The following is an 11842-nucleotide window of genomic DNA, read 5'->3' on the forward strand; positions in this document are numbered from 1 at the left end:
ACAGGAAACATGGTCTCCCCTAAACCGGGTTAACCCGCCAAAGCGCAACCTCTTAGCGCTCAAAATATGTGCCGCATTTATATGATGTATCGAGGCTCTACTTCGCTGGAAAGCAGTTCCAGTGAATTCCCATTTTGTGTTCTGATGTTTATTTGTAGTACTGATGGACTGTGGCGCCCCGTAGCGCGTCCGCTGTAGTGCTAGTTCAAATTCACGCACCCAGAGCGCATGGTTGACCCGTCGAGCGGCGTTACCAAACTCGACCTGGTCCGATACTACGAAAGCGTTGTCGAGTGGATGCTGCCTCACCTGAAGGACCGCCCACTAGCAAGGGTCCGTGCGCCAACTGCTATCGCCGCTGAGTTGTTTTTCCAGAAGCACGCCGAAAAGACGGGCAAGTCCGGGCTTAAAGCACCGGTTTAGAACTCGATAGTCCTGGTGTCGCCCGAATTTGTTGTATCGTGGCCGGGCAGCAACGGTTCCGGGGAGAGAGAAATGGCAACGATAAAGCACGTTTTTGTCCTCATGCTTGAGAATCGCTCGTACGACAGTATCTTCGGCCTGTCGGGTTTTGCTGGCCATCTATCGGGCGGTGGCGCCACGACGGCCAACGGTTTGCCGGCGCAACCGATTGTCAACTTTGGCCGGACCGGTACGCGCTATCAGTTGGGCAGAGGCTCGCCGTATGCGCTCGGCTTTGACCCGGGCCATGAATTTACTGACACCTGCGTCCAGCTGTGCGGCTTGCCCTCCGCAAGCGCGGACATGGTTAGAAGCGATTCGCTAGTCCTGGGCTCAACAGGATACCCACCCCTCGCCGTAGACCCGTCGACCACCGGGTTCGCCGCGACATACGAGGACCACGCTGATGTCGTGGCGGATGCGTTCAGCGCGTTCACTCCCGACCAGCTTCCCGTGATGAACTTCCTCGCGAGCCAGTTCGCGCTATGCGACAACTGGTTTGCGTCGGTACCCGGTCCCACCTGGCCGAACCGCTTTTTCGCAGTCGCCGGAACGTCCTCTGGACTCGACCACTCGCCTGGTGACGCTGAGGTGGTCGAGGCCATCTTTCTGAATACCCCAATATTCAAGTTCCCGAACGGCACGATATTCTCGAAACTGAGCCCGGCAGATTGGCTCATTGTGCAGGGCGACGTTGCCCAGACGCGTGCCATCGCTGGCATGCAGAGCCATCGAGACCGGTTTGTCGGCATGGGGACGCTGTTGTCGCAGCTCGCCGATGGCTCTCTGAGTTCGAGGTTCGTGTTCATAGAGCCCACGTACGACGCGAAAAATGATTTCCGCAACGGTGACTCGATGCATCCCGCAGGCGACGTACGCAAGGGGGAGGCACTCGTTAAAACGCTATACGACGCTATCAGTGGTTCAAGCCTTTGGCCCAGCAGCATGTTCGTCGTCGTGTTTGACGAGCACGGCGGCTTTTTCGACCACGTGCGTCCTCCACCATGCGTGCCGCCAGGCGCCAGCGAGAATCCGAAGCTCAAGACGCACAACTTTCCTTTTGACCGCCTCGGTGTGCGTGTCCCGGCTCTCGTTATCTCACCGTATGTTCCGGCGGGCACTATCGACCATACGCAATATGACCACACGTCGATATTGAAAACTGTCGATAAGGTGCTTGGACTGAACGGCTCGTTGAATCTCACTGCCCGCGTACGTGCTGCCGCCGACTTTTCGAAGATGCTGGCATTGCCGGCCGCACGCCCGGACATTCCAACGTGCCCATCGCCTATCGCTGTAGGAACTGACCGCCCGTCGAGCACCGGCGCGCCGCGTGCCAAAGACCCATTCCTGCCGCTCTACGCGCACCGGTAGGATGCGAAATGCTTCGCGGACGTTGGACATTCGCGTTCGGTTTCAGTTGGCCAGGACTTCCTCGTCGAGCCGGTCAAGGGCTACATGGCGTACATCCCGGCCCTTGACCACATACACAACGAACTCAGCGATATTGGTGGCGTGGTCACCGATACGCTCAATGGCCTTCGCAATGACTTCTGCAGATTGGGCGCGAGCGACGGTCCCCGTAGGCCGCGGATAGTATTTTGAGTTAGGGAGCTGACGAAGGAATTCGCCGCTCCCTACGCTGATACGCGCTGGACGGGCAGAATGACGGCGTCAACGCAAGAAGATAGCGCCGCCGACCAGACAAATCGACAGTGCTAAGAGAATTCGGTCGCGCGTCGGCCAGAGGTTCCAGTGCACGTCGTGAGCACACACATCATGCATTGAAATGCGACGCCATCAATGCACAAGTGTCGCCGGATAAGGAAAAAGGCCGCAGTGGGCCTATCGGAGGAGCAATCAAATTGCTAGGAAGCCGCCGTCAACCGCAAGGGTGATTGCAGTCACGTAGTTGGACATCCCGGATGCGAGGAAGATGGTTGGGCCGACGAGGTCTTCCGTTTGCCCGACCCGGCCCATCGGAATGCGCGACATGAATGCTCCGAGGCCGGAACGCAGCGTTCGAGCGGGCGAGTTCAGGCCGCCACCTGCCCGGGCATACCGTCAAGAATACGAAGCTTGTCGCCGATGTCGGGAATATTGTGACCGCCTGCGCCGGATTCGTTGAGGAGCCGATGTGCGGTTGCACGACACTGCGCAAGCGTCTCATGCAATCGTGGTTCGGCCTGAAGGGCGGTCACCACCCTTTTGAGCTCAGATGGGGACTCACTCAGCAGGGCAGGAACGACCTCTTCTGGCGGTATCAGAGAGCCGTTACTTAGAAGCTGTGCGGTCCAGTCGCATCCGTACAGAAGCGCGCGTCGCTCCGCCCTTTGCGCCTCTCCATGGTCCAGTGTGGCAAGGCTGTGCCGGTTCCTGTGAAGGGAAGTGCGCCAGGTCGTGAGGATGTCCGTGCGCAGTCTTTCAATTGCGTCACCGAGTGGCGCGTTCTGCCCACCCGCCGCGAGGCGGCGTTCATCGAGTCGGTCGACGTAGTCCCGATATCCTTCGAGGAACGATTGCCAGTTCAGCGGCAGTTCGGTCGTCTGCGAGAACGAGTGGCTAAGCTCACTAAGCTCGGTGCTGATTTCGTGAAGGGCTTGGCCGTCGACAAGACGTGCCTCATAGACCTCATGAGCCGTCACCATCTGGCGGTGCAGGGGAAACAGTGGATTGCTGTGGCGGCGTTGCAGGTGTCGCTCGGCAGCGCCGGGATGGGCGCTCCATTTCCAGTTGGATAGCGATTTCGCATCAAAGTCGACCGTGTCTATCATCGGTCGGAACACCGCTAGCGCCTCCTCAGTTGCATGGCGAAAGCAGTCAGCGAGCTTGTAGTCATTGCCTTGCAGGCTGGCGCTCGCATTTCGAGCATAGGGCGAGTCGGGTGCGAGTCGGAGGAAGCCTGTGGCCAGAAAGAATTCCATCGGTACCTCTACCGACAGGCCCTCCAGCCGGAACGACCGCGCCTCGGAGGAAATCTCCTCGATAGAATGCGCAAGGCGGTTTTCGAAGTCGAGGAGCGCATCAATGCTGTCACCGGACGCCTGTTGCGCCGCCTCAGCGAGCAGGCAGAAGGACTCCCGTACCATTCGTGCCGCGATGGTGCCGTGCTTCTCGGCAAAGAGCCAGAACCAGAGAGCGAGCTGATATCCTCGAACTCCGTTTCGCAGGACCGGTTCGACGTCTGGCGCGAATATGATGCCAGGCGCGGCCCACCCTGCGAACGGTGCTGCATGGCTGCCCAGGTACATGCCCAGAAGCTGTTTTATGGACTGATTCGCATCGCTAGGCCAGCTTCGCGCCTCATCTTGCCGTTTCTCGGTTTTCCAGAGTTTCCAGGCCATCCTGAACCTCGCAAAGGAATGCGGTATGCGCCCGGCAACGATAGTTGCACACTCGGCCGAGGCCGTAAACCAGCGGCTGCCCTTGTTCTTCCAGGAACAGTTCCCGCCGCCCGCGCGGGCTGAGTGAGGCTCGTAGCCGGAAGGGGACGATATCCGCATGTGCGCCACCGATGGCTAGACTCCCGTAACGACGCAAACATCCGGGGAAATCTCGCTCTGAACAAATTGCCTGCGGTGATACCCGACATCCGTTCTGTGCATGCAGCGTGGAATTGCGATTTCGGGGACGCATGCAAGCTTGGTCGGGGAAGCAGGGCTCGCCACGAGCGACCCGTACGCGCTTTCGACTGCGTCAGCGTTGTGCGGAAACATTCACTCGTGCGCTCTAGCGGCGCCACCCGCGATGCCCGTAGTACCCACGTCCATAGTATCTAGGGCCGTAGTACCCACGTCTGTAGTAACCAGGGCCGTAATAGCCTCGATATCCGCCGTACCAATAGGGATAACGATAGTATCCGGGCCAGGGGCGCGGTCCATATATCACCGGCGGCCCGTAAATGACGGGCGGCGGCGCATATATAACCGGCGGACCGACATACACGGGGCCCGGCACACCAATGCCGACGCCTACAGACACGCCACCGGCCTGCGCGAAGCTGGCCGACCCCGCGCCAAGCGCGGCAGCAACCAGAAAACGAACGAGCTTGTTCATTTGCGTTCTCCTCGCCTCGAGGCAAGTTCGAACTACTAGCGACGGCGCGACGAGGCATGGACAAATAGCGCTGAGTCCGCTTTCCATAGGGCAACACGCAGAGGCTCATACGTGAGGCCGAAGGGCCCTGTTCTTTAGAGTCAGCGGTTCCGAAGTCGTTCAAGAAGGACCGCGGTGCGTGACTGCCCTGCATCGATGCGCGCATCAAGCCGAAGCGCCTGCGATACTGCGCCCGGGCCAGCCGGGAACAGCGCTGTTCGCGACGGCCCTACTGGGAGCAGAATTCGTCGCCCTGTACGCGGCATTCATGGCCTACGGTCCGGCAGCCTTCGCCGCATGTTCGACCTCGTATCGGAACAGCGCGACGAGCGGTTCGAGATGCACGACATTCCGTCACAAGGCCTACAGACCTACGAGATGATTTCGCGAGCGGACATCGTGAGGGACTCTCACGGTGGTAAGCTTTTTCCATCGTTCGGCCACGAAATCGGGGTCGTATCGCAATCTTGCTGGCTATTCGCCGCCGGCCATGTTGAGCCAGCAAGCTCGTGCTGGCTTGTAAGGACAAGCACATGGCTGCGCGCTCAATCGCATCGCTGTCCCTATCGTTCGGCCTCGTCTCGATTCCCGTTAAGCTGTATTCGGCGACCCAGAGTGCTTCGGACGTCCGGTTCAGTATGCTGGCCCCTGACGGCTCCCGCGTGAAGCAGCAATATGTCGCCGAGTCCACCGGAGAAGTTGTCGAGCGGTCCGCGATGAAAAGGGTTACGAATTTGAGAAGGACAGATTCGTCATATTCACAGCAGACGAACTCAAGGCTCTTGAAGAAGGCGCAAGCCATGTTGTCGAGATAGTACCCTTTATTCCCGAAAAATCCATCGACCCTATCTACTATGACAAGGCCTACTTTATCGCGCCGGACAAGCGTGGTGGCAAGCCGTACAGCCTGCTGCGACTGGCATTGCGAGAAAGCCGTCGAGGTGCGCTTGCAAAATGGGCTTCCAAGGGGAAAACCCACATTGTTCTTGTCAGGCCTACGGACGAAGGACTGATTTTTCAGCAGCTACTCTTTGCCGACGAATTCAGGTCGCTGGCCGACCTGCATATCGAGCATGTACCCGTATCTGACGCCGAACTCAAACTCGCGTTGCAAATCATCGAACAGGGCGCTCAGGATAACTACGACGCGACTGCGTATGAAGACGAAGAGAAGACGCGGATGCTCGAGGCCATTGACCGGAAAATTGAGGGCAAGCAGATTGTTTCGAGCGAGCCTGCAGAGCCATCTTCCGGCGGACAGGTCATCGACCTGATGGAAGCGTTGCGAGCCAGTCTCAGGGGAGGCGGGAAGGCCAAATCTGCTGGCGCACCGAAGCGCAAGAGCGCCGAACAGGTCACTGAACTCGCGGCGACGCCTAAGGCGCGAAAGCCGGCAGCCCGCGCTCAAAAAGCACCGGTCGAAGTCCCGGCCAAGGTTCGGGCGCACAAGTGACGCGACGCAACACCGCTCACGATATTTCGCTAACCAGGCAGCAGTCAATGCTGGGCGTCTCCCGACGTGTGGTCTCCGGTCTGGTTGCCGCGGGGTTCGTAACGCCATCGCGTGGGCCTCGGCATGAGCTCAGGTTCACGTTCCAGGATGTCGTTCTGCTGCGCACCGCATTACAGTTGCGCTCTGCAAAGATACCCCCGCGGAAGATAGTCCACGCGCTTTCGCGACTGAAGGCTGAGTTGCCGGATGAGCTGCCTCTCTCGGGCATCCGCGTCACAGCAGTAGGCAGCACCATTGCAGTCAAGACTGGGCCATCCCAATGGGACGCCATTACCGGTCAGCTCCTGCTTGACTTGGAAGTCGCTGAAATCAAGGGAGATGTCGTCTTCTTCGACACGACGCCCGGACGGAAGAACGCGGCATTGCAGGCCGAAGACTGGTACGACCTTGGCGAGCAGCTGAGGGAGTCTGACGTCAGAGGGGCCGAGCAGGCGTACAGGAAAGCGTTGGAACTCGCGCCCGAGCCGTTTTACGCCGCCTACGTCGACCTGGGTGCACGGCTGTGCGAAGAAGAAGGGAGATGTGAGGACGCGCTTCGCGTCTTCGAGGAGGCGTTGTCGCATTTCGCAGAGGATGCAGTTCTGCACTTCAATCGGGCTGTCGCGCTCGAGGAACTCGGTCCGCTGGATGACGCTGCGCAGAGCTACGAGCGATGCCTTGAGCTCAATCCTTCCTACGCCGATGCTCATCACAACCTTGCCATGCTTCGCGACAGAGCCGGGACAAGCAAGGCCTCGTGCGCCACTTGAGTGCATACCGACGATTGAGCAGCTAAAGCCACGAGCGAGCGGAGCATGCAAACGTTATTGGAACATCGATGCTTGGCCGAGGCGATGATGGAGAAGCAATGAAACCCACAAATGCGATTACGCAACTCCAGGTCCGGGCTGTCCGGCTCCCGATGCCCATTCCACACCGCACGGCCGGCGGAGTCATCAGCGAGTCGCCGCTCGTGCTTCTCGACCTGCACACCAGCGCTGGCGTCGTAGGGCGCAGTTACGTGTTCACGTACACGCCTGTAGCGTTGCTTCCGACTGCGATGCTTCTTCGCGAATTGGCGCCTTCTCTATTGGGCGTCAATGCAGTACCCCACGACGTTGAACGTGTGCTCACAGCGTTTTCGCCTGCTCGGGCCTCAGGGTTTAACAGGCATCGCCGTTGCCGCGGTCGATATGGCCATTTGGGACGTTGTCGCCCGTACTGCCCAGGTTTCGCTTGTGACGCTACTAGGTGCAAGCAGCCGACCTCTGCGTGCCTATGGGGGTGTTGGCTACGACGGTGTACGCGGCTCTGCGGATGCCGCTGAACGATGGGCACGTGCCGGAATGAGCGGCATAAAAGCGAAAATCGGATATCCGTCCGTTCAGGAAGACCTCGACGTCATTCGTGCGATGCGCTCGGCGGTGGGAAATGATATTGAAATAATGGTCGACTACAACCAGTGCCTCAACGCGGTCGAAGCGCGTACGCGCTTGCGTGCATTGGATGATGAAGGCCTCTGCTGGAATAGAGGAACCGACTACGGCACACGACTTCGCTGGCCTCAGCGCCTGCGCGCGAGAGACGCGCACACCGCTTCAGGCAGGCGAAAACTGGTGGGGACCGGGGGACTTCGTCACAGCGATTAATGCAGGCGCGTCAGACCACCTTATGCCAGACGTCATGAAGGTCGGTGGGGTGACCGGCTGGATGCGGGTCGCTGCACTGGCTCAAGCGAAGGGACTACCTGTCAGCAACCATCTCTTCCCGGAAGTCAGCGCGCACTTGATGTCTGCTACGCCTACAGCCTTCCGCTTCGAGTACGCTGATTGGTGGAACGCTATGATTCAGGAACCCCTGGTGGCTGAAAACGGCTTTGTGCAGGCAAACGAATCCCGGGTGGGGTCCGGTATCGAATGGAATGAAGAGTTGATTGCGACACACATTGTAGAGTGAGCGTCGAGAAAAAGGGACGAGAGGCGTACAGGAGTGAATCGAAACGACTGCCGTGAGTTTGCTCGACTGTGTCGCGAGATGTGTTGTTCTCCCGACCAAGCGACGTCCACTACGGCTAGCCGCGAACGCAGCGCGCAATGGTCCTCTACCCGCACCCGCACCCGCTGCCGCTTCAAGCGACGAACGGCACGCACGCGGTCTATGATGAAATCACTGAGGTGCGGAAATCGCGCCTCCTAACCCAGAGGAGTGAAAATCATGGCCAAGCAGGATACTGAATCCAGCGTTTACAGTGTCACTGAGATTATCGGCACCAGCCCGAACTCTTGGGAGGACGCGGCCAAGAATGCTGTGGAAGCCGCTGCGAATTCGCTGCGCGATTTGCGTATCGCCGAAGTCTGCAAGCTCGACATGAGGGTCGACGGCGGCAAGGTCGTTGAGTATCGAGCGCGTGTATCTTTGTCATTCAAGTACGAAGCCTGAGGGCGGCTTCCTGCGGCAGGGCACACTTCCTTGTGTGAAGAAAACGCCCAGGAAGGCGCGCAAAACCGTTCAACCGGGTACAGACGCCGTCGGGGTGCCGTCCTTGACGTTCCCGCGGAGCCCAGCCCATCGGCGGCCTGTGTCACCTATGGTACTCAGTCTTGCCCAAGGTGCGTGCCAGCACGACACCTGCCGTTCGCGTGCCAGCTGTCTTCCCGTGCCATCGTTGTGCCCGACGAAGGTCTTGCGTGGCGCAGCTGGTCGTAATTCACAGGACAGCTGACATTGGATAGATTCCCGGGACCAGCCCTTGCTCGCAACCAGATTCCTACCAGGCAGCGTTGTTCGGGGTGCCATCGAAGAATGGCTCCCGCACTACCCGCTACCTTACCCCGATGGAGGTTGTAATGAGCAGTCTTTCCGGTGAACAAGTGGTTGCTTCGCAAAGAGCCGGTTTGGAAACTCTGTCCGATATATGGACCAAGGCATTTGGCTGCATCGAAAAGCTGACTGAACTGAACCTGCGGGCGGTCAAATCGACGCTTGCGGAAAATCAGGCAATCGCAAACCTGGCATTGTCAACCAAAGACCCGCAGGAGCTGTTCGCCTTGCAGGCAAGGCGGGCGCAAGCCGCCATGCAGGAAGCCCAGTCGTACTGGCGGCACGTGAGCACCATCATGTTCAACACCCAGGCCGAACTGGTCGCGGGCGCCGAGGCCCAACTCAAGCAGCAACAGCAGAAGACGCAGGCAATGGTAGATACGGTCGCGAACAATGCACCGGCGGGAAGCGAAGCCGCTGTGAGTGCGATGCAATCGGCTGTCACCGCTGCCAGTGAGGCGACGAGCGCGACAACTGAAGCCGGTAAAAAGCGGCCGACCAGGCACTGAAGATTGCCGAAAATAACCGTGACGCAGCGGCTTCCGCCTCAAACAGGGCGACCAGACAGGCCACTGACCAGGCCAGAGCTTCAACAAAAAGGTAAGTGTCAACATGGCCTGTCAATGCCGGTAACTGCCTGACTCGCATGCCTTTGGCTTCGGTGTTCTCATCGGAACAGTCTAGCGTGAGCGGCTTGCGCGTTTGGCTGAGCATCCGGACGGCCGTTGGTTGCGTCAGTTAGACGACGTTTATGCGAGGGGGTACCAACGTCGCAAGCGACCCGTCGCCTTCTCATGTCCGGGTTGATGACCTACGGGGGCCGCGAGCGCGATGCGGAAGGCATCCGGCCGCCATCAGCCAGCGATATCCGCTTGAGCGCGGCAGCGCGGCTGTCGATGTTGCCTGCTGACCGCGCAAAAATCCCAATGCCGCGCGTGTTGGCGACGCTGTCGCGGTCGGGACCACCTGCGCGCCGCAGGCACGCATCACGGTAGAGAACTCATCGAAACAGCGGAAAGCGTCGCGCGGTTACTGGCCGCTCTGGACACAGTCAGCGGTGCCGTAGGTGCACGAGCTTACGCGTCATATGACCGCAAGCGGCGGTCGTTGGGTGGCTCGTCGGCCGAAATCAGGATGACGGGCAAGTCAGACAAAGGCTGGTTGTCGCGCGACAGGCGGCATAGCCCCATACCGTCAACACGCGGCCTTTTCCGGTCCATGATGGTGACGTCCGGCAACTTGCCCGACACGAGTTCAAACGCTTCCCAACCGTCAAGGGCTGTCATCGTATGATGGCCTTCCGATGCGCGGGTATGTGTCCAACATAGACGCAAGCCACGTTCCGCGTTCGCAGTCATTCGGGTGCGCCTGTGCTTGGGTTAATCGACAAGCGGAGATATGTTTGAGCGGAACAGGTGCGGCCCTCCATCGCTGCTGCCGTCCTGGTCGGGATTGAACTTCAGCCGGCCAGGTCGGCGATTCCGTTCGCGGAGAATGCGTCTCTGCCGTTGCTGTGTCGGTCGTCCGCGGTGGGACCGCCCCTCAGTGAGTAGTGTCGCCCATCCACCGTCTCTTCTGCAGAGTTCGTGGATGGTTCGCTCCAGTAGAAGCAAGCAACTGCCCCGGGAACGAATGGTGCCACCCCGTACGTGCCTCGCATCCCCTGGTGGTGGGTATGAGTCAATCTTCAACCGTCGCTGAGGGGAAGGTCCGGTCCTTGCGGGCACGGGCTATGTCCCATAGCGCTGACGAGTCTGCTGAATTCACCTGAAAAAGCTTCGAGGATGGACATGGATACGCAGATGACGGAAGAAGAGCTTCGTTCGCTTGCCTACCGATTGTGGGAGAGAGCGGGATGCCCCGATGGTCGCGCGGATGAATTCTGGGAACAGGCCCGGCTGCAACTCGGCTCAGGCGGCAGCCCCACGCAAGGTGACAGAATGAACGACTCCGACGAGTTTGTCGACGCCCCGGAAGTGTTGCCGAGCGAACCGACATCCACAGTCAATCCCGGTCGAGCTTGAGACGAGGTAAACATGGCCAGCCGGGCACGAGAGACGCCGTGTTCCTTTTACAGCCCCGACCCGCCAAAGCACAGCAACAGCAAAGTCACCGAACCAGTGGTCGACAAAATGACATCAATCGGGCGCATCGATTTTTTGAGATGACTGTTCGATGCGACAGTCTGAAGGGAATCGCGCGGCGACAAAATGGCGAAGGCTGATTTTGGCGGGACGTGCGGCGGACAATTGTTTGGGTGGCCCCCGCGGATGTCACTGACGACCACAGCCGATTCTATACGTTCTCTCAGACTCGCCGTTCGGTTGATTCGAACACTTCGTGGCAAGCAAGATGCATTCCGTGAACGAAGATGAGCGCCATTCCATACGGGCGATAAGGGTCGGCGACCCTCGCTTGGCGACTGGGTGCCACTTCCTTCGAGCACAACGCCTCCATTCATACTGCCGGGTCGGAACACGCCGGGCATACCGGTTGCGCATTGGAGTTGTCCGCGCCACGACGTCTGTGTCTGGTTGCCGGCGAGGTCAATTCATCACATCACGGAGACAATCATGAAAGCAATAAAGAAAGCTGCCGTTTTTTCTGCTGTACTTCTCGCTTTGTCTACTACCGCGTTTGCTCAAGGCGCGGGGGGCGCCGGCGGTGGGGGGGCCGGTGGCGGCGGTAACGGCGGCGGACAGGGGGGCGCTGGTATGAGTACGCCGAACGCTGGCGGGACGACCGGCACGACTTCCAACTCGAAGGGCTCAGGTACGACGAAGGCGCCGACCCGCATGCCGCAGAATGACCCGCATGCCAAAGGTGCATCGGATACGGCTGCGTCTAGCGCGCAATGAGGTCCATCCAGCCGCAGCAATGAACTTCGCGGAATGAGGCGAGGGCCGGAAAGTTAAGCGCGGCCCGGTTCATACCGGATTGCCGCGCGGCTACGCAGGAAGATTTACACATACG

At 59.4% G+C, this 11842-nt stretch carries 8 protein-coding genes and 7 pseudogenes; 10 read left to right on the forward strand and 5 right to left on the reverse strand.

All coding sequences use genetic code 11. From position 1 onward, the window contains the following. Window positions 1-207 precede the first annotated feature (207 nt). Both QOC89_RS04505 and QOC89_RS04510 read left to right on the forward strand, forming a co-directional pair. Window positions 208-408 (forward strand): annotated as a pseudogene (locus tag QOC89_RS04505) (hypothetical protein); the annotation flags it as partial. Window positions 409-495: 87 nt separating this feature from the next. Further along, window positions 496-1836, forward strand: coding sequence for an alkaline phosphatase family protein (locus tag QOC89_RS04510; RefSeq protein ID WP_323043926.1), 1341 nt, complete (start codon window positions 496-498; stop codon window positions 1834-1836). Window positions 1837-1878: 42 nt separating this feature from the next. Here the strand turns inward: QOC89_RS04510 and QOC89_RS04515 are convergent. From QOC89_RS04515 to QOC89_RS04530, 4 genes and pseudogenes are all read right to left on the reverse strand, one after another. Then, a pseudogene (locus QOC89_RS04515) lies at window positions 1879-2010 on the reverse strand (PhoU domain-containing protein); the annotation flags it as partial. Window positions 2011-2322: 312 nt separating this feature from the next. Continuing rightward, window positions 2323-2502, reverse strand: coding sequence for an SDR family oxidoreductase (locus tag QOC89_RS04520; RefSeq protein ID WP_416340352.1), 180 nt, complete (start codon window positions 2500-2502; stop codon window positions 2323-2325). After that, window positions 2499-3806 carry a tryptophan leader peptide gene (locus QOC89_RS04525; protein ID WP_323043927.1) on the reverse strand — a complete coding sequence of 436 codons (1308 nt, stop codon included), beginning with the start codon at window positions 3804-3806 and terminating at the stop codon, window positions 2499-2501. Before QOC89_RS04525 ends, QOC89_RS04520 begins: the two co-directional genes overlap by 4 nt. 385 nt (window positions 3807-4191) lie before the next feature. Next, window positions 4192-4518, reverse strand: a complete 327-nt coding sequence (locus QOC89_RS04530; protein ID WP_323043928.1) for a hypothetical protein — start codon at window positions 4516-4518, stop codon at window positions 4192-4194. A 572-nt stretch (window positions 4519-5090) separates the two neighbouring features. On the opposite strand from QOC89_RS04530, the pseudogene QOC89_RS04535 reads away from it, so the two are divergent. The 7 genes and pseudogenes from QOC89_RS04535 (at window position 5091) to QOC89_RS04560 (ending at window position 9473) form a co-directional block, all read left to right on the forward strand. Further along, window positions 5091-6010: pseudogene (locus tag QOC89_RS04535) on the forward strand (Ku protein). Between the two features lie 47 nt (window positions 6011-6057). After that, window positions 6058-6845, forward strand: a pseudogene (locus QOC89_RS04540) (tetratricopeptide repeat protein). Window positions 6846-6971: 126 nt separating this feature from the next. After that, window positions 6972-7100 (forward strand): annotated as a pseudogene (locus QOC89_RS31815) (mandelate racemase); the annotation flags it as partial. 49 nt (window positions 7101-7149) lie between these two features. Continuing rightward, a pseudogene (locus tag QOC89_RS04545) lies at window positions 7150-7563 on the forward strand (enolase C-terminal domain-like protein); the annotation flags it as partial. Next, the gene (locus QOC89_RS04550) at window positions 7559-8005 is read left to right on the forward strand and encodes an enolase C-terminal domain-like protein (RefSeq protein ID WP_323043929.1); all 447 of its coding nucleotides are present in this window, start codon (window positions 7559-7561) and stop codon (window positions 8003-8005) included. The pseudogene QOC89_RS04545 and the gene QOC89_RS04550, both read left to right, overlap by 5 nt. Before the next feature lie 258 nt (window positions 8006-8263). Next, the gene (locus tag QOC89_RS04555; protein WP_323043930.1) at window positions 8264-8488 is read left to right on the forward strand and encodes a dodecin family protein; all 225 of its coding nucleotides are present in this window, start codon (window positions 8264-8266) and stop codon (window positions 8486-8488) included. A 407-nt stretch (window positions 8489-8895) separates the two neighbouring features. Next, window positions 8896-9473, forward strand: a pseudogene (locus QOC89_RS04560) (phasin family protein). Window positions 9474-9945: 472 nt separating this feature from the next. Here the strand turns inward: QOC89_RS04560 and QOC89_RS04565 are convergent. Further along, entirely contained in the window at window positions 9946-10155 is a 210-nt protein-coding gene (locus QOC89_RS04565; protein WP_323043931.1) for a response regulator, read from the reverse strand. A 504-nt stretch (window positions 10156-10659) separates the two neighbouring features. Here QOC89_RS04565 and QOC89_RS04570 point away from each other — a divergent pair. Continuing rightward, the gene (locus QOC89_RS04570; RefSeq protein WP_323043932.1) at window positions 10660-10893 is read left to right on the forward strand and encodes a DUF2934 domain-containing protein; all 234 of its coding nucleotides are present in this window, start codon (window positions 10660-10662) and stop codon (window positions 10891-10893) included. Window positions 10894-11842: the final 949 nt, after the last annotated feature.

Origin of the sequence: Paraburkholderia sp., assembly GCF_034668105.1 — a bacterium.
GTDB lineage: Bacteria > Pseudomonadota > Gammaproteobacteria > Burkholderiales > Burkholderiaceae > Paraburkholderia.

What these genes read in the sequence shown, in the direction of transcription:
- QOC89_RS04510 (WP_323043926.1), top strand. Translation starts at nt 496, where the DNA reads ATGGCAACGATAAAGCACGTTTTTGTCCTCATGCTTGAGAATCGCTCG.
- QOC89_RS04525 (WP_323043927.1), bottom strand. Translation starts at nt 3,806, where the DNA reads ATGGCCTGGAAACTCTGGAAAACCGAGAAACGGCAAGATGAGGCGCGA.
- QOC89_RS04530 (WP_323043928.1), bottom strand. Translation starts at nt 4,518, where the DNA reads ATGAACAAGCTCGTTCGTTTTCTGGTTGCTGCCGCGCTTGGCGCGGGG.
- QOC89_RS04550 (WP_323043929.1), top strand. Translation starts at nt 7,559, where the DNA reads ATGAAGGCCTCTGCTGGAATAGAGGAACCGACTACGGCACACGACTTC.
- QOC89_RS04555 (WP_323043930.1), top strand. Translation starts at nt 8,264, where the DNA reads ATGGCCAAGCAGGATACTGAATCCAGCGTTTACAGTGTCACTGAGATT.
- QOC89_RS04565 (WP_323043931.1), bottom strand. Translation starts at nt 10,155, where the DNA reads ATGACAGCCCTTGACGGTTGGGAAGCGTTTGAACTCGTGTCGGGCAAG.
- QOC89_RS04570 (WP_323043932.1), top strand. Translation starts at nt 10,660, where the DNA reads ATGGATACGCAGATGACGGAAGAAGAGCTTCGTTCGCTTGCCTACCGA.